Annotated in this window: 24 protein-coding genes; 4 read left to right on the top strand and 20 right to left on the bottom strand. The window is 61.7% G+C overall.

Features of this window, described 5'->3' with window-relative positions; genetic code table 11:
• Window positions 1-11: 11 nt before the first annotated feature.
• The gene (locus tag ACA051_RS12030) at window positions 12-1,460 is read right to left on the bottom strand and encodes a sensor histidine kinase (protein ID WP_497309985.1); all 1,449 of its coding nucleotides are present in this window, start codon (window positions 1,458-1,460) and stop codon (window positions 12-14) included.
• A gap of 291 nt (window positions 1,461-1,751) precedes the next feature.
• Here ACA051_RS12030 and ACA051_RS12025 point away from each other — a divergent pair, with 291 nt between their 5' ends.
• Genes ACA051_RS12025 through ACA051_RS12010 form a run of 4 tightly spaced genes read left to right on the top strand, consistent with a single transcriptional unit; the run spans window position 1,752 to window position 7,378 of the window.
• The gene (locus ACA051_RS12025) at window positions 1,752-3,098 is read left to right on the top strand and encodes a hypothetical protein (protein WP_497374905.1); all 1,347 of its coding nucleotides are present in this window, start codon (window positions 1,752-1,754) and stop codon (window positions 3,096-3,098) included.
• A gap of 35 nt (window positions 3,099-3,133) precedes the next feature.
• Window positions 3,134-5,380, top strand: a complete 2,247-nt coding sequence (locus ACA051_RS12020) for an Ig-like domain-containing protein (RefSeq protein ID WP_497374903.1) — start codon at window positions 3,134-3,136, stop codon at window positions 5,378-5,380.
• 60 nt (window positions 5,381-5,440) lie between these two features.
• Complete coding sequence (locus ACA051_RS12015; RefSeq protein ID WP_497374901.1) at window positions 5,441-5,902, top strand: curlin; 462 nt, start codon at window positions 5,441-5,443, stop codon at window positions 5,900-5,902.
• A 27-nt stretch (window positions 5,903-5,929) separates the two neighbouring features.
• Complete coding sequence (locus ACA051_RS12010) at window positions 5,930-7,378, top strand: curlin (RefSeq protein ID WP_497374900.1); 1,449 nt, start codon at window positions 5,930-5,932, stop codon at window positions 7,376-7,378.
• Window positions 7,379-7,664: 286 nt separating this feature from the next.
• Here the strand turns inward: ACA051_RS12010 and ACA051_RS12005 are convergent, their stop codons facing one another.
• The 19 genes from ACA051_RS12005 to ACA051_RS11915 all read right to left on the bottom strand — a co-directional run bounded on the left by ACA051_RS12005 (window position 7,665) and on the right by ACA051_RS11915 (window position 24,613).
• The gene (locus ACA051_RS12005) at window positions 7,665-8,024 is read right to left on the bottom strand and encodes a DUF6124 family protein (RefSeq protein ID WP_497374899.1); all 360 of its coding nucleotides are present in this window, start codon (window positions 8,022-8,024) and stop codon (window positions 7,665-7,667) included.
• Between the two features lie 988 nt (window positions 8,025-9,012).
• On the bottom strand, window positions 9,013-9,879 hold the full coding sequence (locus ACA051_RS12000; RefSeq protein ID WP_497309971.1) for a CsgG/HfaB family protein: 867 nt from the start codon (window positions 9,877-9,879) through the stop codon (window positions 9,013-9,015).
• Window positions 9,880-9,910: 31 nt separating this feature from the next.
• Window positions 9,911-10,330: a curli assembly protein CsgF gene (locus ACA051_RS11995; protein WP_403105729.1), complete on the bottom strand. Its 420-nt coding sequence runs from the start codon at window positions 10,328-10,330 to the stop codon at window positions 9,911-9,913.
• Window positions 10,327-10,719: a curli production assembly/transport protein CsgE gene (gene csgE, locus ACA051_RS11990; RefSeq protein WP_497309969.1), complete on the bottom strand. Its 393-nt coding sequence runs from the start codon at window positions 10,717-10,719 to the stop codon at window positions 10,327-10,329. Before csgE ends, ACA051_RS11995 begins: the two co-directional genes overlap by 4 nt.
• A 4-nt stretch (window positions 10,720-10,723) precedes the next feature.
• On the bottom strand, window positions 10,724-11,263 hold the full coding sequence (locus tag ACA051_RS11985; RefSeq protein ID WP_497309967.1) for a type II secretion system protein: 540 nt from the start codon (window positions 11,261-11,263) through the stop codon (window positions 10,724-10,726).
• On the bottom strand, window positions 11,238-11,612 hold the full coding sequence (locus ACA051_RS11980) for a type II secretion system protein (protein WP_042932745.1): 375 nt from the start codon (window positions 11,610-11,612) through the stop codon (window positions 11,238-11,240). The genes ACA051_RS11985 and ACA051_RS11980 overlap by 26 nt, the downstream gene beginning before the upstream one ends.
• A 3-nt stretch (window positions 11,613-11,615) precedes the next feature.
• On the bottom strand, window positions 11,616-12,089 hold the full coding sequence (locus ACA051_RS11975; protein ID WP_497374898.1) for a type II secretion system protein: 474 nt from the start codon (window positions 12,087-12,089) through the stop codon (window positions 11,616-11,618).
• A gap of 2 nt (window positions 12,090-12,091) precedes the next feature.
• Window positions 12,092-13,924: a type II secretion system protein GspD gene (locus ACA051_RS11970; RefSeq protein ID WP_497374896.1), complete on the bottom strand. Its 1,833-nt coding sequence runs from the start codon at window positions 13,922-13,924 to the stop codon at window positions 12,092-12,094.
• Window positions 13,921-14,439 carry a hypothetical protein gene (locus ACA051_RS11965; RefSeq protein WP_497309961.1) on the bottom strand — a complete coding sequence of 173 codons (519 nt, stop codon included), beginning with the start codon at window positions 14,437-14,439 and terminating at the stop codon, window positions 13,921-13,923. Before ACA051_RS11965 ends, ACA051_RS11970 begins: the two co-directional genes overlap by 4 nt.
• Complete coding sequence (locus tag ACA051_RS11960; protein WP_497309959.1) at window positions 14,439-14,987, bottom strand: GspMb/PilO family protein; 549 nt, start codon at window positions 14,985-14,987, stop codon at window positions 14,439-14,441. The genes ACA051_RS11965 and ACA051_RS11960 overlap by 1 nt, the downstream gene beginning before the upstream one ends.
• Window positions 14,974-15,519: a PilN domain-containing protein gene (locus ACA051_RS11955; protein WP_497309957.1), complete on the bottom strand. Its 546-nt coding sequence runs from the start codon at window positions 15,517-15,519 to the stop codon at window positions 14,974-14,976. Before ACA051_RS11955 ends, ACA051_RS11960 begins: the two co-directional genes overlap by 14 nt.
• A gap of 1 nt (window position 15,520) precedes the next feature.
• Window positions 15,521-16,324, bottom strand: coding sequence for a hypothetical protein (locus tag ACA051_RS11950; RefSeq protein WP_497374894.1), 804 nt, complete (start codon window positions 16,322-16,324; stop codon window positions 15,521-15,523).
• Window positions 16,305-18,011: a GspE/PulE family protein gene (locus tag ACA051_RS11945; RefSeq protein WP_497309953.1), complete on the bottom strand. Its 1,707-nt coding sequence runs from the start codon at window positions 18,009-18,011 to the stop codon at window positions 16,305-16,307. The genes ACA051_RS11950 and ACA051_RS11945 overlap by 20 nt, the downstream gene beginning before the upstream one ends.
• Before the next feature lie 84 nt (window positions 18,012-18,095).
• Window positions 18,096-18,629, bottom strand: a complete 534-nt coding sequence (locus ACA051_RS11940) for a response regulator (RefSeq protein WP_497309951.1) — start codon at window positions 18,627-18,629, stop codon at window positions 18,096-18,098.
• A gap of 219 nt (window positions 18,630-18,848) precedes the next feature.
• Window positions 18,849-19,802, bottom strand: coding sequence for a peptidylprolyl isomerase (locus ACA051_RS11935; RefSeq protein WP_497374892.1), 954 nt, complete (start codon window positions 19,800-19,802; stop codon window positions 18,849-18,851).
• 14 nt (window positions 19,803-19,816) lie between these two features.
• Window positions 19,817-21,364: a cytochrome c/ABC transporter substrate-binding protein gene (locus ACA051_RS11930; RefSeq protein ID WP_497374890.1), complete on the bottom strand. Its 1,548-nt coding sequence runs from the start codon at window positions 21,362-21,364 to the stop codon at window positions 19,817-19,819.
• 9 nt (window positions 21,365-21,373) lie between these two features.
• Complete coding sequence (locus ACA051_RS11925; RefSeq protein ID WP_497309945.1) at window positions 21,374-21,994, bottom strand: SCO family protein; 621 nt, start codon at window positions 21,992-21,994, stop codon at window positions 21,374-21,376.
• Window positions 21,991-22,647 (bottom strand): SCO family protein, encoded by a 657-nt coding sequence (locus tag ACA051_RS11920; protein ID WP_497309943.1) that lies wholly within the window; start codon window positions 22,645-22,647, stop codon window positions 21,991-21,993. Before ACA051_RS11920 ends, ACA051_RS11925 begins: the two co-directional genes overlap by 4 nt.
• A 13-nt stretch (window positions 22,648-22,660) precedes the next feature.
• The gene (locus tag ACA051_RS11915) at window positions 22,661-24,613 is read right to left on the bottom strand and encodes a cytochrome D1 domain-containing protein (RefSeq protein WP_497309942.1); all 1,953 of its coding nucleotides are present in this window, start codon (window positions 24,611-24,613) and stop codon (window positions 22,661-22,663) included.
• Between the last annotated feature and the right edge of the window lie 179 nt (window positions 24,614-24,792).

Below are 24,792 nucleotides of genomic sequence, written 5' to 3'. Positions count from 1 at the left end.
CACACCCGGTTTCAGGGAATCCGCTTGAACGACAGGCGGACACTCGTGCCCTCGCCTTCCCGACTACCGAGTGTCACCGCGCCGCCAAAACGCTCCATGATCCGTTTCACCAGCACCAGCCCGACACCCAGTCCGCCTTGCTTGGTGGTGAAGAAAGGCCGGAACGCCATGCTGCGCTGTTCTTCGTTCATGCCCTTGCCGGTGTCGCTCACGACAACGCAAATCCCCCGCGTATCGGTCGGCTCCAGGGTGATGGTCAGCGTACCGCCCCGGTCCATCGCTTCCAGGGCATTGGCCAGCAAACTGTTGAGGATCTGTGTGAGCTGCACCTGCTGGCTCAACACCATTGGCGTCTCTTTCGGCTCGAACACCACCTGCACCCCGGCCTTGGCAATCTGATACTCGAAGGCCATGAGGCTGTCATGCAACGCCGCCACCAGGTTCACCGGCTCGGCCTCGTCGTTGAGCGGGCGTAGCGACTGCAGCAATTCCCTGACCCACTTAGACATGCGATCCACCTGACCGATGATGTCGTTGATGTTTTTATGGGCCGGGCCACTGTCGAATTCCAGGGCCAGTTCGGCGCTGGAACGGATGGTCGCCAACGGGTTGCGCAGGCTATGGGCAACCGCTGAGGACATCTCCCCGAGCGCGACGAAGGTTTCGTTGGTGATCAATTGTTTTTGCTGCTCCGCCAGCAGGATCGCCGCCCTCCTCACGATCCAGTACAGCCCCAGATAAATCAGTCCGCCGCCCAGGGCCGTGGCCAGCCAGATCAGCACCAGCCCGCGCTCCATGCGGTCGATCAGGTCCTTGGGTTCCTTGTAGATCTCGACCATCGCCGTGACCGTATCGCCATCGGCATCGAACAGTGGAATGTAGTTCTCAATGAAGATGTAGTTCGGTGACGTGACGAACTTCTGCTCCATGCGGCTTTTGTCGATGCTGTGATAGCTGGCTGAAACCGGAGTCTTCGAGGAAAAGGCCTGGTCCAGATCGTCGTCGGCATGGATCGTGGTGCCCATCAGCGCCGGGTTGGTGGACCAGATCACCATGCGGTCAGGGGCATAAATGTTGGCCAGGATCACGTCCGGCAAGTGCTCGATATGGTCGAGGAATTCGCCACGGGCACTGGCTCGGGCCAGTGGGTCAACGTCAGGGAAGTCCCGGTCTTTGCGCGGATCCAGCAATTCGCCCATGGTCCGCACGTTGGGGATCGAGACATGGCGCACCTCGGCCGAGGCAATCGCCTGGATGAACTGAGACGTGAGCAACGCATCGCGCTGCACGCTTTCGGTAACCACGAAACGCGTGGACACCGCCCCCAGTGCCACGGCCACCGTGCCGATCACCGCCATGCTGATAAGCGAGAACCAGCGCAGCAGATTGAACGACTGATTGCGCGAGCTCAGGCGGATATCGCCCTCTTCTTTCTGGAGGGTTGTGGTCTGACTGGTCATGGACGTTGTTCCCGGAAACTCCCTATAGGGTTATAGCCCACTGCTCGATGTTTGCCCGGAATCGGGTGTTGTCCCCCCCACCGATTCCCCGCATACCCCACTGCCCCCATCTACCCCCAATGCTGGGGACAGTCGCCCGCTTCCACCCTCAGCCCCGTGAAACCGTTTGCGCGCTCCACGCCTTCACTGCGGGCCTCTGCCGGGCGTTTTGAAAGATTGGTATGGAAGTTGCCAAAACCCACACAACTGACCCATCCCTACGGGGCAGGTACTCTGATAGAGGGAATACTCATGCACCCTTTACTGTCCAAAACGGCGGCCGCCCTGGTCGTCAGCGCTCTCGCCCAAAGTGTTGCCCTGGCAGCGCTGTTTGCCGTCGACCCCGGCCCCTATGTACCCGCCAACGGCTCGTTCGCCGCCTGGTATCAGGACTCCCATGGTCGAACCCTTGATATATGCCTGTCCAAGGCGCTCAGTTCGCGAGTCCCGAGTGCTCCCGGCGCTCCCTCGTACATGTGCCTGCTGGGGGCGACCCCCGGCGTTTTCGACGACACGCAGCCGATCGTTTTCCCGAGCAACTTTCCCGATGAGGCGTTCTGGTTTACCGGCGACGGAGCAATCGTCGATGCCGCACGGGGCATCGACCTGACCTATGTCAGCGCCGTGGAAGCCGCCTTCGCCGCTGAAGAACCGGTAGAAGGCGACCAGGTCAGTTTTGGCCGCATCCGCATTCGGGTGGACGTGCCCACGGCCGGTGTCTACACCATCACGCACCCCTACGGCGTCGACATCTTTGACGTTCCCGCCGGTGGAACTCGCGCCATCAACATGACCCGCGACATCGGCATCGGCACGCCGAAAACCTACGACGGCGCCCTCAAGAGTGACATCGGCCCATTCCTGCGCAGCGTCAACGGCCCCTACACCGAAACCAACCCGGTCACCGGGGCGGCCGAGCGATTCGTTGGCGATCCGAATCTGGAAGAAGCCTTCACCGGCAGTCCTTTCAATACCAACTACATCCGCATCGAAGGGCCTAACGGTCTGGACTTGCGCACAACGGTCATGGCCATTTCCGGCAAGTTGTCGACCGTGGTCCGGCCAACTCCAATGATCACCGAGCGCAGCACTTACTCGCGCAAGGCCGGTGAAAGCGCACCCGTGGCGCAGCAGGACGTGTTCGTCATGGCCCCGCCGCCTCCGGCCACCGTGACCCTGGACAGCAACAGCCCGGCGCTGCACCTGACCGAGGCTGATACCTCCGGCCACTGGTACGCCCAGTCCTCAACCAACCCGACATTACCCAGCAACCTGGTGGTGACAGCCGACAACCACCTGGCCATTCCCAGCAGCACCCCGACCACGCTGTCAATGCCACTGACGGACCTGGTGGTAATCCAGACCGCCCAGTACAGCTTGAGCACCGCGCAAATCACGGTAGTGGCTTCGACCAGCGATGAAACCTCGCCACCGGTACTCACCGCCACCACCGGCACCGGTGTCGCCATCGGCGCCCTGAGTGGCGATGGCGCAGTGAAATCCCTGGCGACCGGCATCTCGCCGATTCCACCAGCCAAGGTTCGAGTGACGTCATCCAATGGCGGCAGCGACATCGAAGAAGTGGTCATCGTGCAATGAACGCACACATGCCCGGATCCTCATCAGGAGGCATCATGAACAAATTGCCACGCCTGGCGCTCAACGCCTTGGGACTGACTTTATCGCTGTCCGGCAGCGCTTTCGCGCAGCTCAATGCCGTCGACCCCGGCCCTTACACCTTCGCCACCGGGAAATTCCCGATGTGGTATCAGGACAACAATCTGCTGTCGCTGGAACTGTGCCAGTCGCGGGCAACCAGCTCACGGTCGCCTGGGGCACCGGGCGCGCCTTCCTACATGTGCATCCTCAATCCGGAACCCGGGGTTTTCGACGACACCCTGCCGATGGTGTTTCCGGATAACTGGCCACCGGAAGCGTTCTGGTACCTCGCCGAAACCACCATCGCCGATGTCGGAGGCTATGGCGTGGATGCCTACGTGGCCGGCATCGAAGCGGCCTTCGCTGCGGAAAACCCTGTCGACGGCGATCAGGCAAGCTTCGCGCGGATTCGTCTGCGGGTGAACGTGCCTGTCGCCGGGACCTACACCATCACCCACCCGTATGGCGTGGAAACGGTCAACGTCACCACACCGGGCCGTCGGGCGATCAACATCACCCGCGACATCGGCATCGGCGTACCGGGCAACTTCTCGGGTGCCCTCAACGGGGAGGTCGGGCCATTCCTGCGCAGCGTCAACGGCCCCTACACTGAAGTGAATCCGGACACAGGATCCATCGAGACTTTCGTCGGCGATCCGAACCTCACCGAAGCGGTCACCGGCAGCCCGTTCAATAACAACTTCCTGCGTGTGCAGGGGCCTGCCGGGACCATCCAGACCACCCTCTTTACCGTGTCCGGCAAAGTCCTCGACAACCGGGCGCAAACCCCGGTGGAAATCGGCCGCGCCACTTACCGCCGCACCTCGTCAGGCCCGGGCAACAGCAGTACCCGGGTAGAAGTGTTTGGCAAATCGACCAACGGTTCGAGCCTGTGCTTCCGCGAAACCGTGGCTCTGGTGGTCGGACCACCGCAGAGCCCTTGCCTGACCAACATGCTCGGCGACAACAATGGCCAGTTCTTCGGCCAACGCCTGACGGGTACCACCGTGCCTCCGGTGGTGGTGGTCACCGCCACCAACCCGGCCGGCACCACCCGGCCGACGGCGGTGTCGAGCAAGCTCACTGACCTGGTGAAAATCCAGACTGCTCGCTACAACTGGAGCAATCACAGCCTGCTGATCGAGGCCACCTCCACCGATGAAGTGGCAGTGCCAGACATGGTCGCGCAGGGATACGGACGCCTGTCGAAGTCCGGCACCCTGCAACGACTGACCATTGCAGATCTGACTCAGCCACCGGCTACCGTCACGGTCAAATCGGCCGCAGGCGGCAGTGATACCGAGCTGGTCGTAGTGGTCGGGACTGCGCCGGATACCGGTGAGAACCAGGCGCCGCTCTCGGTCGCCGACACCGGCAACACCAGCTTCGGCGTGCCGATCACCCTCAACCTGCTGGCCAACGACAGTGATCCCGACGGCAACACGCCGCTGAGCATCACCGCGCTGACCCAACCGGCTGCCGGGCAAGGCACCGTGGCATTGAGCGGCAGCACGGCGGTGGTCTATACCCCACCGGCTGTGGTCAATGCGCCGCTGACCACGACCTTCACCTACAAGGCTCAAGACGTCAAAGGCCTGGCCTCGACCGCTCCGGCGACCGTGACCATCACCGTGGCGCCGAACCAGCCTCCAGTGGCCGTCGCCGACAGCATCGCGACCCTGGGCGTGGCGATACCGATCAACGTGCTGGCCAACGACACCGATCCGGAAGGCAACGTGCCGCTCGCCGTCGCCAGCCTGACCCAACCGGCAACCAATCGCGGCTCCGTCAGTTCCAACGGCACCGTCATCACCTACACCCCACCGGCCACGGTCACCACGGCCTTCACCACGACCTTCACCTACGTCGCCCGGGACAGCTTCGGCGCCCTGTCGACACCGGCGACGGTCACGGTGCAAGTCTCGCCACGGCCTGCTGCGGAAACTTTCACAGTGACCGGCGCCACGGTATCGGCCCGCTCCAATAACCGCTTCACCTGGGACTTTGCGGGCACCTCATCGGTGATCACCGGCAACACCATCACCGTGCAGGTCACCACCCCGACCGGGCTGGTCACCCTGGGCACCACCACGGTGCCGGTGACCGGTCGCTGGCGGTTGACGGTGAACAACAGCACCACGGTGATCCCGTCGGCTAATCCAACGGCGACCATCCGCTCGTCCCAAGGCACCGTGCGTACCGTGACGGTCATCGCCAACTGAGCCCTCGCCCCACCCGCCGATTCGGTGGGTGGGGCCGGCCTCTTCCCACAGGACAACGCCATGAAAACGCCGACCGCCGCCCTGCTCTGCCTGCTTCTGCTTTGCAGCAGTGTCGGCGTGCGCGCCGACGATTTGATGGAGAACGACGACCTGGCACCCTCCGCCGACCTCGGCGAATTGCCTCCACCGGTTGGCCAGCACGCGCTGATCGACCAGAACGGCCAGGCCAACGTGGCGCTGGTGCAACAGAACGGCCAGTCGTTGCTCGGCACCATCGTCCAGTCGGGCAGTAACCAGGAAGCCTGGATCCTGCAACAAGGCAGCGACCTCATGGCAATGATCACCCAGCAAGGTTCCGGCAACGCCGCCTCAATCACGCAAAACGGCAGCCACAACCGCGCGCAGATTTCCCAGAACGGCAATAACAACGACGCCAGCATCGACCAGGCCGGTACGGGGCTTTCAAGCGCCGTGACCCAGTCGGGAAATGGCATGAGCGTTTCGGTCAAACAATATCGCTAAAGCACTGCACCACTTGGAGGTTTCATCATGTTCAAACTGACGCCCCTCACCGCCGCCATACTGGTCATTGTCAGTGCCCAGGCGATGGCCGACGACAGCGTTTCCACCCAGGATCAGGTCGGCACCGCAAACATTGCCGAAGTGAAACAGACCGCGGCCCCGTTCAGTACCGCAGCCCAACAGCAACTCGGCCAGGGTAACGATGCCATGGCGGTGCAAGACACCGCCACCGGCACCATCACCCAGGATCAGGTCGGCGACTTCAACGCCAGTTACGGTGAGCAACTGTTCGAGAACGGCAGCACCATCGTCCAGCAACAGGTCGGCAGCCTCAACACCAGCCATGCCAGCCAGTCGATCGGCATGGGCGAAAACCAGGCGCTGCAACAACAGGCGGGCAGTGGCAACTTCTCTTTCCTCTATCAGGACAGCCAGGAAGCCACCAAAGGCCAGACCTTCCAGTTCGGTGACGCCAACGAGGCCAATATCGAGCAGATTCAACTGGGCATCGCCAACAACGCGACGATCATCCAGTACGGCACCGCCAACTACGGCACCGCCGAACAGATCGCGCACATGGGCGGCGAGATCGGCATCAACCAGGCCGGCGAAGGCAACTATGCGTATGGCGACCAGCGCGACGGCAATGGCGGCGTCGTGACCATCAACCAGTTCGGCGACTTCAACGCCACGGAAGTCTGGCAAGGCGGGCAAACCGCCAGCGAAGCCACCGTCAACCAGTACGGACAAACCAACGAAACCGTGGTCGACCAGAGCTTCGGCCAAAACAACAACGCCCAGGTCCTGCAAGTCGGCGACGTCAACGCCATCTACGCCGACCAGTTCGACTCCGTCGGCTCGGTGCTCGCGCTGTACCAGCAAGGCACCGGCAACGTGCACTTCACCTACCAGAGCGGCGACAGCCATGTGCTGAACGCCACCTCCGTGGGTACCGAAAACAAGGTCTACGCCAGCAACTGGAAAGGCCCGCAACTGGGCGGCCAATTCGGCAGCAACCAGCGCGCGACCGTCACCCAGGCGGGCAACGGCAACATCGCCAGCTTCAACCAGGATGGCGTCGGCCACATCATGACCACCAACCAGACCGGCACAGGCAACAAAACCACCATCAGCCAGGCCGATTCCTACAACGAGCTGTACTTCGACCAGAACGGCAGCGACAACATCCTGATCGCCGACCAGCGCGGCACCACCAACCTGGCCCAGGGCACCACCAACGGCACGGGCAACACCACCGAGTTCGACCAGTCCGGCACGGGCAACCAGGCGTTCACCACGCAACTGTATGGCAGCGACAACATGATTACCGTCAAACAGGCTGACACCATGAACGTGGCGTATGTGACTCAAGGGGGTACCGGGAACACGGCCAGTGTTGATCAGAGTGGCGTGACCCAGATGGCGACTGTCCAGCAGTTGGGCAGTGACAACCGGGCGACTGTGTTGCAGCAGTAATCGCGAGGCATAAAAACCGCGGCCCTTGGGGGAGGGTCGCGTTTTTTTTTCGGTACGTCTGTGGCGAATTGGATGCCTGACAAGCCGCTTTCGAACGATTACGCGGCCCATCTGATGAACTCAAACTGTGGCGAGGGAGCTTGCTCCCGCTGGGCTGCGCAGCAGACCCAAACCCAGCAACCACATGTCCACTGACACACCGCATTCACCGGTTTTACGACGGCTTCGCCGCCGAGCGGGAGCAAGCTCCCTCGCCACAGAAACCCTCTCACCACAGACTTAGCGTTTACGCCTGCGGATCAATGTTATCCAGCGCTCGGTTCACCGCCAGCTCGCCCAGCATGATGATTTGCTGAAGGGCGAGCATTGTGTTCCGTTGCGGGCCTTGCAACTGGCTTGCGAAATCACTCGCCATCACACTGGCCGAGGCCAGAGATTCGCAAGCGTTGACCAACAGGGTTTCGGAGTCGATATCCGGGGCGATGAGGTAAATGGTGCTGGGCTTGCGTGGTGGGATCGCGTTTTTCAGCGGATTGAGATAGTGATCCAGCGCACGGTCGGCAGCTTCGTTGAGCTTTTTGGGATCGAGGGGATCGTAGGGGGAAACGTCGTCGGATTGCGGGGGATTGGGTGTGGCTTTGAACATGGTGAATCTCCTTTGGTAACTAGCGCCACCAAAACCCGTCGCTAAACAAGTAAGGGTGGCGACTGTATGCAGGTTAGCGAACCGGTCAAAGGCACCCGGTAGACCCGAAGGTCTCCCGCACACAGTCACCATGACGAAATTGCAGATGTAAAAGCCTGCTAAAAAGTCTGGAGCACTGATGCACTTTGAATGATCCGAGTCGCTAAACCCGACCGCTGATTGGCAGCGATACGGAAACGATAAAGACCAGGGCCAAAGCGCACAAGCCGGCGGATTCTGGCGCAGTCGTAGGCAACGGCGCAAGGATCTGTAGCTTTCAGGAAGTAACTCTAAACACTATTAAACACACCCCTCAAATCCACACACATATCCCCCTGTGGGAGTGAGCCTGCTAGCGAAGGCGGTGTGTCATTCAGCATTGATGTTGGCTGATACGCCGCCATCGCGAGCAGGCTCACTCCCACAATAAAATTGGGTACATCAGCAAAATATGGGTCGGCTGTCAGGCCGCCATCGCGGGCAAGCCCGCTCCCACAAAGTTCTGTGTACACCCGCAAGAAAATGGTCGGCTGTCAGGCCGCCTTCGCGGGCAAGCCTCGCTCCTACAGGGATCAGCGTGCACCATCCGCTTCTCACCACTCATTAGGCCGAGCGTTAGCTCGCCTGCTCTTGATCTACCCGCCCCTTCGGGAGGCCGAGTGGAGGCGTTCATCTGGGGGGGGGGCGCGTAGCGCCGTGCGGCGAAGCCGCACACATCGAGAGGAGGTCGAAGCGAAGCCGACCGGAGGCGATGCCCCCAGATGAATGCCGGAGCGAGGGTACGCCGAGCCTAGGCGAGGGGCCGGACGTTGGGGCGAAGACCTTTGCTTCCTTTGGGGCGTTTGCCAAAGGGAGTCGCCGTAAGGGCGAAACCATAAGCAGCCGTTACCGCAGCAATGGATATGTACTCAGTCAACAAGAACCAGGTCGGCCCGAAGGCCGCCTCGGCTCACTCTTCCTCACCCTCCGGCACAACCTTGTTCTGAGTCAGATAACGATCCAGCGTCGCATTGTTGTCAGGTGAAGAATTATCCCCCGCCACCTGCCACAAACGCCGTTCGATCCCCTGGGCCAAAAGGTGCCCGACGGCCGCCTCGATCGCCGACAACACACACAACTGCGCCGGCTCGTTGGTGGTGTAACCCACCTCAGCCTCTAGCAACTTCTTGAACTCGATAAACTTGAACACCCCGGCACTGCGGCCCACGGAGTAAATCGTCTTGCTGGTCATGACGTTGGCCAACACCTGACCACTGCGCACATCCACTGCCCGCAAGTTGACCGTGACCTGATCGACCCGATACTCCCGGGAAATATCGATCCCCAAGTAGCGCGCCCCTTCCCCGCCACTGCGCACATTGGTGTCGTAGGCGATGATCCCGCCTTCGAGCATCATGTTCGCCGCTTGCAGCGGTGGCAGTTCACCCTGGATGTTCACCGGCGTATTGGCCTTCTTCTGCGAGGCGCGGATGATCTTGCGCTCGGTCAGCAAGTTCTGCAGCCCTTCACGTTCCAGCACCACAAACCAGCCACTGGCCTGCAACGCATCCATCAACATGCTCGCCGCGCCCTGGGTCACGCTGGTCGAAAACGAACTGGCCGGGGTCGGTTTGTACTGCCCGGTCTGATCCCGGAAGCCGTACACCACCGCCATCAACCGGCCCTTGGGTCGCGGCATGTTGATCAAGTCGTAATAGGTCGACGCCCGAGGTGTCAGGGTCGGTGATTCGGTGTCCTGCTCGGCACCCACGTTCTCGCGCAAACTACACCCTTGCAATGCCGCCAACATCAGCCCCAGCGCAATTATTTTTTTCATGTCCGTCTCTCCCCATCGACCCGAATCCCCGTCAAGGGGCGAGGCCATTCACCTGGATTTCCGAAATTTCACCGGTCGCTCGGTCGGTCACTTCAATGGTCAGTGCGCCCGAGTCGTCGACGACGTTGACGATAAAAGCATCGGTAGACAGGCTCCCGGTATTGCCCGTGGAGATGTTGTCCAGCAACTGCCCCAGCAGCCGTGATTGCAACTGGCTGGTGAAGCGTTCGAGGGCCGAAGTCCCGGCCACCGACGTGCGGTTTTTCAGGTCAGGATCGTCGTAATCGTTTTGCGCCTGGGCGTTGTTCAGCAACCAGGTACCGTTCAACGGGTTGCCGCCGAACGAGGGGTTGATGGGCGTGTAAACCAGCTCCGTGGCCTGCACCAGGCTGCAACTTCCCAGCCCGATCAACCAGAGCCCGAGGTTCCGTGAGACAGTTTTCGTTTTCATAATTCGTCCCTCTCAAGGTCCGTAGTGTCCTGTAACAAGGCTTCCAGCTTGCGCTGAACAATCTGCCCGCGAACCCAGTCGGCGGCGTCATAAGCCTCGTCCTTGAGTTCCACGGTGTTCGGCGGCAGGAAGCGCCGATAAACCAGTCGCTGCTGATATTCCACGGTCACCAGGCTGCCCCAGCGCGCCGAAGGTCGTTCGCGTACCACCAGGTTGAAATCCATCGGGCTGGTGGCGCGCAAGCGTTCACTGAACGAGTAGTAAAAGTCGTGGCCGATGTGCGAAATCGTGTCATCGACGATAAAGCCCAGCATCTCGTCCTCCTCGCCGGCACTAGCGAAGGACGCTACACACGCCAGGATCAAGGCCGGCAGCCAGTGTCTGTTCAAGGCATCACCGTTCCAGTGCCTGAGGCGTGGAGGACTGGTTTTTCGCCGGGCCCGAAGCGCCATCCAGGAAGGCCTTCTCGGCCACAAACTGCCAGTCCTTGTAGCTCGCCATGCCGGTGAAATCCGACCACTGGCTGGGAAAGTCCGACTGCTTCAGCGGCGTGTCCGTAGAGGGGCTGTTGATGCCTGTGATGCGTCCGTCGAAACCGCGCATCAGCGTCCATTCACCGCCACCGATCGGGTCCGGGTACAACTGGCGAATATGGTGTTTGGCGTTAGGAAAACGCTCGTCCTGCAACAGGTCTTCAAGCTCTTTCGGGTACTGCGCCAGGCCCGGCGAACTGCGGTAATAACTGCGCAACGCCTGGGCGTATTGGGTGCCGACCCAGAGCAACTGGCGCTCACGGTCACGGCGCGAGGCGGTCGACCACAATTCGCCGGCACTGGCCAGGCCCATGCCCATCAACATGATCAGGAAGAGCACGCCCAGGTAAGTGAACCCGGCCTCGTTGGCGGGCTTACCACTCGGAATAAAGGCTGCCATCACGCGCCCTCCCTGTGGCACCGCTTTTGATATCGGCGACCCCGCCCGGTACGCCGTCAGGCGGCGCGACCAGCACCCAGAGGTCCTTGCGTTCGGAAATCGGGTCCATCGGCGGGTTGCGCAGGTAACGCTGCTCCACCAATTGTTCCAGGGAATCGGGATAGCGTCCGGTGTCGCCGTAGTAGTGATCCAGAGCCTCGCGCATGGCCGACAGGCTCTGGCGCAGTGTGGTTTCTTTCGAGGCCTCGAGGCTGTTGAAATAGCGTGGCAAGGCGATGGTCATCAGGGTCGCGATGATTGCCATGACCACCATCAGTTCCAGTAGGGTAAAACCCTTTTCCCGACGCATGATTCACCACTCCTTGTACGCGATGCCGTTGAGACCCTTGCCGCGTGCATGGGAGTAAACGTCGAAGACGTCTACGCCCTCCCGCGGGTTTTGAGCCGTGCTGTCGTAGGAGCGCAAGCCCCAGCCACCGTCGTCGTCACGCTTGACCGGCGTCAGCGGGTCATGGGGCACGCGCCGTAAAAAGTAGAACTTGGCACCCTTGGCGCTGCGCACATCACGCACGCCTTCCACCAGCACTTGCAGGTTCGGTGGATAGCCGCTGCTGTTCAGCGACTTCTCGATGTAGCCGGCATCGAAGGCGCGTTTGTAGGCGTCGATGGCGTCGCGGATCTGGTACAGCGCCGTGCGCAATTCCTGTTCTTTGCCCCGGCGCACCACGGTCTCGGTCAGCGGCGCGGCCATGCCGGCCAGCAGGCCGATCAGGGCCAGCGTCACCACGACTTCGATCAAGGTAAAACCACGTTGCGAGGCGTTCATGATCAAGGCTTCTCGATAACGACTTGGGTGGTGGAAGCGACCGGCCGATCGATGTGTTCATTCTGAATCGGCGGCTGCATCCGGCGGTCAGGCGCCTGGATGTGCATGCTGGTTTCGGTGCCGGTGGGGAATTCCATGTCCGACGGGCTTTGGTACGGCAGGTTGCGCACGATCCGCGGCGTGATCGACAACACCAGCTCCGACTTGCCGACAGTGTCCTTGTTGCTGCCGAACAATCGACCAAGACCTGGAATGTCGCCAAGGCCCGGAATCTTGTTGCCGGTGGCGCCATGGTCGTTACGCACCAGGCCAGCAAGGATCTGGGTTTCACCGTCATGCAAACGCAGCGTGGTCTGGGCGTTGCGGGTGTCAACCTGAACCGGAATCGTGCCCTGGCGAGTCGGCTCCAGTGGTGTGGCGTTACTGACTTCGAGTGCGATCTTGATCGCCACTTCGTTGTTCAGATGGATGGTCGGCTGCACTTCGAGCTTCAGACCGACGTCCAGATAGGTGACGCTTTCGGTGATCACCGGACCTTGGGTCGACGGCACGGAGGTGGCGCTGATGATGGGCACACGCTGTCCAATGTGGATGCGCGCCTGTTCACGGTTGCTGACGCGAATCACCGGGCTGGCCAGGGTGTTGATGTCATTGTCCTGAGCGTTGATCTTGGCCTGAGGCGACGGCGAGATGGTGATCCGGCTGGAGTTGATGCCTTTTAGTTGATCGAGCAGGGTCACGGCCGAGCCGTCGCTGTTGACCACGCCAAAGGTGTTCGGCCATTGCAGACCCAGGTCGAGAATGCGTTGGGTGGCGACTTCCATCACCTCCACTTCCAGCACCACTTCCGGGTTGGACTGGTCCTGGGATTGCAGGAGTTTCTCGGCCATGCGCACGGCGTCTTCGGTGTCGCGCATGGTCAGGGTGTTGAGGCGTTCATCGACGAACACGTCACGGGTCTTGAGCATGGTTTTGATCATGTTCAGCGCGGTGTTGGCGTCGATGCTGGTCAGGTAGAACGTGCGCATCACCAGCTCTTGATAATCCTTGAGCTTTTGCGGCGAGTCGGGGTAGATCAGCAAGGTGTTTTCGTTCACCACTTTCTGATGCAACTGGTTCTGTTGCAGCAGCAATTCCACGGCGTCTTCGATGCGCACGTCACGCACGAAGATGGTGGCTTTCATGTCCGGGCGCAGGTCCTTGTCGAAGATGAAGTTCAAACCGGCGACCTGGGACAGCACTTCGAAGATGGTTTTCAGGTTGGCGTCGCGAAATTCCAGGGTCACCGGCCGGTCGAGGCGGGTGCGCAGTTGCGGATAAGGAATCACGTTGCGGCTTTGCACCAGACGGATATTGTCTTGCAACTCCAGGGCGCCGCCATTCTTGGGGTCCAGTTCGAGGATCTGTTTCACCTGACGGTCGGCGCCGTAGATGTCGCCGCGACGCAGGTCACCCCGGGCCAGTTCAAGTTTGTCATCGAGACTGCGCATGTGCTCAAGTTGGCGCATTGAATCCTGGGCGCGGCGGTTGTTGGGTTCGATGGTCAACACCCGGCCATACTCCAGGCGTGCCGAAGCGAAATCACGCTGGGCGCGATCCATGTCGGCCTGGGTCAACAATGCCGTCACCGCACGCGCACGGCCGCTGGTCAGGGCCAGGTGCAGTTCGGTATCCCGAGGGTTTTCCTTCAGCCCTTCCTCAATGCGCGCCAGGCCGGCTTCGTACTGCCCCGACTCCATCAGGTCGGTTGCTTCCTGCTTGGCGACCTGCGCCGAACTGCACGCAGCCAGCCCTACGCATATACAAAGGTTCATCAACAAACGGGAACTGTTCATTGCGTGCTCCCCACAGACAAGGTCTGGGACAAATGCAGAGGCAGGTAGACAAAGCTGAGTTCCACATCGGAAATCCCTTCGATCCGCCAGGTGTCGTCGATCACATCCCCTTTGCGCACGACGTATATTTTTTCGCCGTTCTGCAAAAACACTTGCAGGTCAGAACGGTCATTCAGCTTGCCGACGAACTGGAAAGGCATCGGCGGTGCGCTGGGGACTTGCACCACCGGGGTCTGGTTGACGGGTTGTTCGGTGACGCTGGCAAGCTTGGGCGCCACCTTCCAGCTGCGGGCCGCGAACAGGTCGCCGGACGGGGTCAGGTCTTTGATCACGGCGGGTTTGCCAGTGGCCGCGGCGGCTGGAAGCGCGCCGCGGATTTTGCTTTTGGCGGGCGTTGCCACGGCCGCGTCTGAAGCGTCGCCGTCGTCCGCCGGCATGAAGTAATCAGGCCCCCAGGTCAGCGCCGCGGCCACGCCGAAGAACGCCACCCAACCCACTACGCGCTTGGTATTCATCATGACCTCGACAGGTAAAGGGTCATGCGGATCCGCCCGGTCAGGTCGGTGTCGGCGATTTTTTTACGCTGAAACTCCACGTCCTCCACCACCACGGCCGGCAACTGGCCGAGCAACGCGTGCAGGAAGCGCCGCAGTTGCGGGTAGCTGCCACGCACCGGCAGCAGAATCTGATAACGGGCCAAGTGGGTCTTGGGGTCGATGCCCAGCGAGTATTCACCGCGCGCCAAGGTGATGTGCTCCTGGGCCGCCAGCGCGTAGATCTTGTCGATGGCCACGGTGGCTTGGGGCTGCGACGGAAGCTTGCTGCGGAAGTCGTCGAGCTGACGTTGCGGCACCACCGGGGCGGCGACACTGCCGTCTTCAACCTTGGCCAGGTACTCACCGGCTTCGCGGGTCTGCTGGCTGAGGGTTTGCAACGAATTCCAGTCCGGCATCAGGCCACCCAGGGCCCAGGCCAGCGCCAGCAGCAACATCGCCAAGCCAGCCAGGCCGGGCACGCCCAGGCCTTGGAGGTATTCGTGGACGATCAATCTAGGGATTTGCATCGCCGATCTCCCAGCTAGCCGACAGGTTGAATTGCACCGGTTGTTCCGGCGATTTCACGACAATTTCGTGGCTGAGCAGCGACACATCGGAGAGCTCGTCGCTGGCTTCAAGACGGCGGTGGAAGTCGAGCATCGCTTCCAGGTCCCGTGCTTCGGCGCTGATGCGCACCTGGCCCTTGCGGGCATCCGGGGTCAGGGTCAGCAAGGCGATGTTGTCTCGGGGCATCGCTTCGAGCATGGCGAACAGACGTTCCCAGGGCCGGCGCAGTTGCTGCGAGACCTTGCGCATTTCCGCCAGGTTCTGTGCCTGTTCGCGGGTTTCGGCTGGGCTCAGGGTGACTTTGCTGCCGGTATCGCCGGTGAGTTCGCGCTGGGCGTTTTGCAAATGGCCTTGCTGTTGCGAGGCCTGTTCGGCTACGTGCTGCTGGGCGACAAAACAGGTCACGACCAGCACCACGCCACCGGCCAGCAGGCTCCAACCCAATGGGCCCGAGCGGCGGCGTGGCTGGAAGTCGAGCGTCAGGGCGCGCAAGTCAGGCCACCGCCCGAGACATCACGTACAAACAATCGTGTACGGCTGTCCGGTCTTCTTCGAGGGTGCGCAAGTGCACACCGGGTACGTCAGGCTGCACCTCGATGCGCGCCGGTGCGTGCAAGTAAACGTTCAGCGGCCGCTCGCTGGTGGAGGCCTGCAACTGGTTTTCCCGGCCGATCAGCGCGGTCAGTGCGGCATCGCTGTCGCTGCTGCCCACCGAACGCACCGAGGTCCAGCGCCCTTCCCTGGCCAGCAGCAAGACACTGCGCACCGGCTCGGCGACCACGAACAGGAAGTCACCGGCGTCGAGGCTTTTATCGAAGTGATTGAACGCCGCCATCAGGTACGGCTGCACCGAACGAAGGCGCAGGCCGCGACCGCTGACCAGGCTGCGCAGACGCGTCAGCAAGTCTTGCGGCAGCGCGGTGGCGATCCGGTCGTAGCCCGCAGGTTCGGCCGACAGCACCATGCTCCAGGGTTGGGACGGCACGCCGTAGAGGTCTTCGAAACACAGTTGGGCAAACCCGAGCAATTCGTCGGGACTGCTGATTTGTTCGCTCCAGGGCACCAGGCAGAAGCGGCTGAAGTGACCGGAGACCACCACACTCAATTCCGCACCGGCTGGCACGTGTTCGCCCAGCAAGCGGTCGAGGGTTTCGAGGGCGACGGTCCAGGCATGGAAGCCTTCGTCGATAAAGCCGACGCTGCCCAGCCACAAGGTGTCGCTACCCTTGCGCTGTCCCAGGCCGACACCACTGGCGCCGAGCACGGCGACATAACGATCACGAGACAAAAGTGACACGATTGATCTCCTCGAGCGTGGTCCGCCCCTCAGCAACCAGTTCCAGCGCCGACTCGCGCAACAAGCGCAAGCCACGTTTGCAAGCGTGTGCCTTGATTTTCGCAACGGGTTGGCGCTCGACGATCATTTGCCGCAGTTCGTCGTCCAGGTGCAGCAGCTCGGCAATCGCGGTCCGCCCGCGATAACCGGTGCCCCGGCAATGGCCACAGCCTTTGCCGTGAACGAAGTGGTAATGATCGACCTTCTGCGGATCGAGCCCGGAGAGGCGCAGCTCTTCATCGGTCGGGTTGCTCGGCGCGCTGCAACTGGCGCACACCAGGCGGATCAACCGCTGGGCCAGTACGGCATTGAGTGCAGAGACGAGACTGTAAGGGTCGATTTCCATCTGGGTGAACCGACCGATTACGTCGAACACGTTGTTGGCGTGAATGGTGGTGAACACCAGGTGCCCGGTCAGGGCTGATTGCACGGCGATCTGCGCGGTGTCTGGGTCGCGGATCTCACCGACCATGATCTTGTCCGGGTCATGGCGCAGGATCGAGCGCAGACCACGGGCAAAGGTCAGGCCTTTCTTTTCATTGACCGGGATTTGCAGCACGCCCGGCAGTTGATATTCCACCGGGTCTTCAATGGTGATGATCTTGTCCACGCCGTGGTTGATCTCGGTGATCATGGCGTAGAGCGTGGTGGTCTTGCCGCTACCGGTCGGGCCGGTCACCAGGACCATGCCGTAGGGTTCGGCGGCCAACCGGCGCAGCTGGCGCAGGGTGTCTTCTTCAAAGCCCAAGGCCTGCAATTGCACGCCGCTGACCTTGTCCGCCAGGTCCTGTTTGTCGAGCACTCGCAGCACCGCGTCTTCGCCAAAAATGCTCGGCATGATCGAGACCCGGAAGTCGATCTGCCGGCCGCTGATGCCGATCTTGAAGCGACCGTCCTGAGGCACGCGTTTTTCGCCGATGTCCAGTTCGGCCATGACTTTGACCCGGGAAATCACCTGCTCGGCGAACTCGCTGCCCTGAATTTTGCTGATGTTGTTCAGCACGCCGTCGATCCGGTACTTGATCACCAGGCCGCTGCCGGTGGTGCCCAGGTGGATGTCGCTGGCGTGCATTTTCAGCGCGTCGTAGAGGGTCGAGTTGACCAGTTTGACCACCACGCTGGCGTCTTCGCTGATGCTGGTCAGGGATAGGCTTTGCAGGGTATCGATTTCGACATTGGCGTCGGCCTGGGCGTTGAGCGATTCCACCGCGTGGAAGCTCTCTTCATGACGGGCCAGGTAGGCTTTCAGGTCGTCGGCGTGCACCAGATACAGCGGCGCGCCGTGCAGGCAGTCGTCGATCCAGGCCAGACGAGCCGTGTCGAACGGGTCGGCGAACACGCCAATGACCGCATCGTCGTGACGCAGCAGGATGAATTCGCGCTTGAGGCATTGGGCCAGGGTGACCCGGTCGAACACCGGGGTGGCTTGAAACAGGGTGTCGGTGTCGAGCACCGGATAATACAGGGTAGCGCCGAGGCACTGGATGAAGGGCATGGGGGCCAGTTCGCACAACACCCCGAGGGCCTCCAGAACCCGCTCGCCGGTACTGGTTGCCCGGGCCCGGGCCTGGGCCAGTTGTTCACTGGAAAAGCGAGACGGTACACATTCCAACAGCGCCGGTTCTACGGCAAGGGATAGACGGTCCATGGCATGCTCTCCAACGCCGGGGGCTTTGAGCCCTGTCGACGCGGCAGGCCATTGCGGCGTATGCCGGAACGTCTTGTCGCGCCACTACTCCCCGGTGAGCAATTGCTGGTCGTCTGGTGCCTTGGAGGTCGATGAACTTCGTCGACGATCTGCCAGCACCCAACTGCCGTCGTACAACTGCAGCGGGAAGCTTTCGGTCCTGCTCTGGCGTCGTTCGACGAATCCTTCGGATGGGCTCGCGCCTGCTCGGTATTCGCGCTTCATCCCTAGAAGATCACAGACTGCACGGGCCAATTCCGCCAACGGAAACGGTTTGAACAGGATATGGCTGACGCCCAGTTGCCGGGCCCGCTCACAGACTTCAGCGGTTGGGTGCCCGGTAATCAGCACAAAATGGCACTTCCTGTTCTGGCGGACGGCATCGAGCACCTGAAAGCCTTCCATATCGGGCAAGCGGTAATCGAACACCATCACATCGGGTGAAAAACGTTCGGCTTCGCCGATGGCTGTTTCACCGTTGTGAGCTATCCGGACTTCCAGCGCTTGCGCCTGCAGGTAACCCTGGAGGTTTTCCGCAAGAAGCTGTTCGTCTTCAACAACCAGTACTTTGTTTAACAAGGTGGACTCCTTGAAACCGCAGGTCCGATATTCGTGCCTGGGAGTACGCGCCTCACTTAGGCTAACGCACACTTCATGCCAGACTGAGCGCCGGTTTTCGACCGCTTCATCTCTATGATTTTCATGAAAAAATCTTTTCGTTCAGGAACCCCGTCCCCCAAAGGCGGGGAAGCGTCCGGATTTGCCCTGAAGCTTTCCCCACATTTGGGGGGGGAACCTTCAATCGTCGTCAATCCGCTCGATTCGATTGCTTGATCGCAACTGCCCCAGAACCTGTAGACGAGCCTGGGACTTTTGCTGTCGGGCAAGGTAAGCCCGAACCATTTCAAGTTCCTGAACTTCTGAGACATCGGCAGCCTCCTGGTGGTTCTGCAGGTAAATCAAATGCCAGCCCAACGGTGTGCGCACTGGCGCGCTGACGGCCCCCGGCGTCAGGGCAAACGCCACTGCTTCGAACTCCGGCATCATGCGCCCACGAGGAAAATAGCCCAGATCTCCGCCTTCGGCGGCGGAGGCATCTTCGGAGCCGGCCCGGGCAACGCTGGCAAAGTCCTCGCCCCGGCTGATTTTCACCCGCATCTCTTCTAAGCGTAGCCGGGCTGCTTCAACTGTGGCGGCATCGGCCCCCTGAGGCACTTTGACCAGGATGTGCCGCGCCTGGATCTGCTCAGGCCGGTTCATCTCGGCACGGTGTTCCTCGAAGAACGCGCGGACCTGTTTTTCGTCCGGCTCAGCGACATTTACGAGGTCGGCAAAGACTTGCTGGGCGGCGAGCTCGCGGCGTGTGTACTCGGTAAAACTGGCTTCATCGAAACCGGCGTCTTCGAGCCGGCGGGCGAACACTTCGGCACCGCCAATCGCTTGCCGGGTCTGCTCGACCTGGCTTTTTACCACTTCATCGTTGATCACCACCCCGCGCTTGACCGCTTCCTGCCACAGCAACTCCTTGTCGATCAGCACGTCGAGTGCTTTCTGGCGCAATTGCTTGTACGCCGTGGGATTGCGAATGCTACCGACTGCGCGGCCCTGGTCCTCCAGGTATTCGGCGAAATAGCGCTCGAGGCGGAACTCGGAAATTTCCTCGCCATTGACCCGCGCGGCAGCCGGACCGTTGTTGCAGAAGGCCACGGGGACCCACAACGTCAACAGGATCAGCAGTGTCTTGAGTTTCATTATCAAGTCTCCCGTCAGGGTGTCGCGGCAATGGGTTTGTACGGTGCGACCAGAAAGAAGCGCTGGTCGGGCAAATCTACGGTGACGATATGGGCACCTCTCAAGCCCAGTCGGCGGCCCGGACCGAAGCTGAGCAGCGGGGTCAGCCCGGTGTCGAAATCGTGCAAACCTTCGAGGGCACTGATGAGTTTTTCGCGGCTGGCGTCGCGTCCGGCCTGCTTCATGCCTTCGCTGAGCAGCAGCATCGAACTGTAGGCGCCGACTTGCAGCACCGCGTGCTCACCACCGAGCCCCTGGTGCTCGCGCAGTTGCGTCAAGGCCAGGCGCCCGGCCAGCGTCCAGTCACTGGGGACGAACGGATAGGCCAGAAACACCCGCCGGGAAAACCCGCTGGGCAATTGAAACAGGTCGCCTGCCACCTGATTCGACGCGGCGAACAGGTAAGGCACCTGCCCCGCCGTTTGCAGGCGCTCGGCGAGGCGACTGAAACCGACGCCGCTGCCCAGGTAAAACACCGATCGCGAGCCCAGCGGCAACTCGTCCTGCACCAAGTTGTAGGCCTGCAGGCGCACTTGCTGCCAGGCGTTCTCTTGCAGGTACTGGCCGAGGTTCTGCGCCGCCAGCCGTTGGCCCGGTTCGTCCGGGTAGACGATCAGCGTCGGTCCCTGGAGCAAGCGCAAATTGGCGGCACCGTAGTCGGCCAAGGCAATCAGTTGCTCGCGCAGCCCTGACAGCGGTTCGAAAATCTGCCGGCTGGCCGGGGCCATGCCCTGCAGCGAGAGCGGCCCGATCAGCGGAATACCGGCGCGTTCCAGCCGCGTGACCAGCTCCGTGTCGAGCGCAGGTGCCAGTGGTGCGATCAGGGCGAACACCTGTTCCTGCTCAATCAAGCGGTCCAGCGCCTGTTCGGCACTGGCGCGGTCCGGGCCCGGATCGAGGATGGTCAGGCGCAATTGCCGACCATGAATCCCACCCGCCTCGTTAATCCGCGCCACGCTGCCCTTGAGCACCGCCGCCATCGTGGCGCCCTCCGTACTCAATGGTCCCTGTCTGGGCAACAAGGTGCCCAAGTGCAGGCTGTCGGCGGTCAACCCGGGGTCGCGGTCATCGGCCACGCGTTTGAGGTAGGCCGTGAGGTTGCGCTGATCATTCATCGACAGCACGAACCGGGGCATCGCCGGGTCGAGCCGATTATTCGCCGAATCGCGCCCCTCCTGGATCGCCCGGGCCAGTGTGCCCTCCGTGTAGGCCGGGTAATTGCGACCGTTGATCTGCTGACCGTAACTGCTGGAGAGCCGCGACCAGCTGATGTCCGGCGGCCGTACCCCGCCTTCGGGTCGCCCTTGGGCATCGGCGCCATGGCAATTGGCGCATGGCAGGCTGGTGGCGGGCAGCAGCATGTCCGCCGCGCCCACCCGAGCCATGACCGGCTCGCCGCTTGCGGACACGCCCTCGCGATACAACCGTTTACCGGCGCTTTCGCTGGGGCTCAGCGGCAACGCATTAGCGGTGAAGCTGATGCCGCCTATCAGTAGCAGGCCGAGGACGAGGGCAATTTTCATGGCGCGTGCTCAACGACCGGCCACGGGCATTGTCAGCAACTGCAAGCGCTGGGCAATGGCGGCGGCCGGTGCATCGGGACGGATCTTGCTCCAGCGCTTGTTGGCCACGTCACCGACAATCAGCTGCGTCGAGTGCTGCTCGGGGGTCGGCACAATCTGGCCGATGCGCCCCAGTACAAGGTCCATTTGCGCCTTGTCGCCGGTGAGAAAAAGCCAGTGGGGGCCATCGACGCCCTGCTTCAAGGTGTAAGCCTTGAGTACCGCCGGCGTATCGCGCAGCGGATCACTGGTAAGGGAAATAAAGGTAATGCCATCGGCCTTGTCGCCCAGCACTTCACGGACTTCCTTGAGCTTTTGGGTGATCAGCGGGCAGGCATCGTTGCAACTGGTGAAAATCACGTTCAGCAGCACCACGCGGTTTTCCAGCGCGTCACTGTAAAAACGCAGCGTGTTGCCGTTCTGGTCCTGCAACGGTGTGTCGGTGAACCAGGTTTTCGCATCCCGGGTACCGGTTGCCGGTTGCGCGGCGGCCACGGTAGGTGCGGGCTCTGTGTGGCCTTCATGGGAAAACGCCATGAAGCTGATCACACAAAAACACATCGTAAGGAAGATCAAGGCGAGCGCTTTCATGGCTGGTGCTCCATGGCAATGGCGGTGCGTTTGGCGTGGGCGTTGCGCTGGCCGCTGAGTTTCTCGACCTGGCGGGTCAGCACGGCCGGATCGGTGAAGCCGTAATAGCGAGTCCAGTGGCGGCTGTTGCCGTCCCCCACCAGAATCAGCGGTTGATGACTTTTGAAGTCACCGCTGAACGAACCGAGGCCCTTGAGGGTTTCGTTGATCGACTGCGAGCTGCCGGTCAGCCAGCTCCAGCCCGGCCCCTTCTGGAAACTGCGGGCGTAGTCATTGAGGCGCTTGGCGTCGTCGCGCTGCGGGTCGATGCTTATGGATACCAGCTGCACTTCGTCACCGACCCGGGCGCCGAGTTGCTTCTGCACCTTGCCCATGATCGAGGACACCACCGGGCACACCGTGGTGCAACTGGTGTAGATGAAACTCATGACTACGATCTTGTTAGTCACCAGGTCCTTTTCCAGACGCACCGGCTTGCCATTCTGGTCCACCAGCGCGACGTCGGCGAATTTGACCTGGGTGCTCTCCGAACTGGCGCTTTTGGCCGGCATGTCGTGCCCGGCGTGTTCATCCGCCGAGTGCGCCAGGGCTTGGCCGATGCCGACGGCCAACAGGCAGAACGTCAGCAGTCCACGGTGTGCGAATCGGTTCATGTCGGTTTCCTCTTCAGTGGGCATCGCCGGGAATCACCCGAACGCTGGCAAAGGTCTTGTCATCGAAACTCGCGCCAAGGGACGCCGCGCGAACGTGCAGGTACCAGGCGCCGTTCTGGTCGAGGGTCACCGGGGCTTCATAGATGCCGTTGCCCACTTCAAGGGCCGCGACCTGTTGGGCCCGGGAAGTCGGGGCGCGGAAGTAGCGCACCTGAACGTCCTTGACCCCGCTGCGCTGTGCCTTCTGTTTGCCCTGGACGATGCGAAACCGCACGGTGTAGGGGCTGCCGAGGGCGGCCGTGGATTTATCGAGCATGAACTCGACCTTGGGCACGCCGGGAAGCGTGGCAAGGTTCGGGTCCGGCTCAACCAGCGCCGTGAAGCAATGGATGATGTTCGGCTGGTTGAGCAGGAACGCCACGTCGAAACGCCCGGCGGCTGGCAGCTTGATCCGCGAACTGTAGAGCCCTGGCTCGACCTCGCGCAGGCTGCGGTTAATGACCATGGCCGCCCGCGCCACCTGTCCGCGATTGGGGTAGCCGGACATCGGCGCGTTCATGCCTTCGGCGTAGAAATAGGTGGTGTTGTCCACCGGGTTGACCACGAACACCGCGTTGTCGTCCCGCGACACCGCCAGGCTCGAGGCCAGCGGCAAATCACCGGCCAACCGTGGCACCTGAGGCCCGGCCTCGAAGCCCTGGCTGATCGGCGTGCGGCCTGCCCCCAATGACGACAGGTTAATCATGGTGACCTTGGCCGAGGCCAGTCCGCGTATGTAGGCGTAGGCCTTGGTGAACACCACTTGGTAGGGTTCGGCGGACACGTCCAGCTCGTGGATCATCGAATCGGTGGCCGCGTCGATCACCGCCACCTGGTTTTCCAGGGTATTGAGGACGATGCCAAAACGCCCGTCCGCGCTGAACCCCATCGGGCCCAGGCCCTGTTTCATCTTGATCACCCGCCGTACCGCGAGGCTGGCGGTATCGATCACGGTCACGCTACCGTCCTTGCCGTCGGCGACATACACCGCCTGTGACAGCGGCGAGTACGCCACCGACAGCGGGTGCGAGCCGGTCTTGAGTTGCTTGCTGATGGTCAGGCTGGCGATGTCGATGATGCTCAGGGTGCCGTCGTCGCGGTTGCTGACGAAGGCAAAACGGCTGTCTTTGCTGAAGGCGATTTCATGGTGCCCGGCCCCGGTGGCCAGATGTTTGAGTGGTTTAAGGCTGCGGGTGTCGATCACCGTGACCCCGGACTGCTCGGCGGTCTTGGCATTGTTGCCGACCCACAGCAGGCGCTCGTCCGGTTGCAAGGCCACGCGCACCGGGTTGCTGCCGGCGGCGACCGAGTCGACCAGTTTGAACTGCTCGCTGTCGATCACCGCCACTGCATCGGCGGTCGGCATGGAGACGAACACCCGTTTGTTGTCCTTGGGCGTGACCCAATCCATCGGCGGTTGCTTGATGTCAATCCGCGACATGGTGCTGGTAATGCCGCCCACCGAAACCGACGGGTCGACCACCGAGACGCTGGCGTCGCGGTTCATCACCAGCAGGAAGTAGCTGTTCAGATCCAGCATTGGCCGCGCGCCGATGCTCGATTTCAGGAAGACCCCGACCCGGGATTTGCAGCTTTTCTCCCGACCCTGGGCCTGGTCGGCGGCAATGGTTTCCGGGTCCAGCCAGGCGCCGGGATTGATGCCCGACAACGGCTGACCTGAAGCACTGTCGCTGACGCGGAACTGCACGTCGGCAAACTCGCCTTCACGCAACACGCCGTCCTGGGCCAATGACTTGACCTCAAGCGCCACCGAAATCCCGTCACGGGAGAGGTTCTGACTGCTCCAGGTGTCCGGCAGTGCGACTTCGCTCAGCAGGTTGGGCGGCGCGGTGCGCCAGACGCCGAAGCTGATGAGTGCCACCGCAACGACCAGCGCGCAACCGGCGATTTTTGTAGTCCTGCTCATAACCCTCTCCCCTTACAGATCTGTGCCTGCCTTGTCCCTTGTAGGCGCGAGCGGTGCGGCGATCCGACTTGCCCGCGAAGGCGTCATCTGTGACACCACCTACACCGAGGTGAACCCTTCGCGGGCAAGCCTCGCTCCTACAGGGATTGGGGGGTGTCAGCCACCCCCCAATCCCTGGC

Source organism: Pseudomonas sp. LBUM1669, assembly GCF_059695705.1.
Note: the sequence above shows the minus strand (reverse complement) of the source record. Positions and strands in the feature narration are given on the sequence as shown.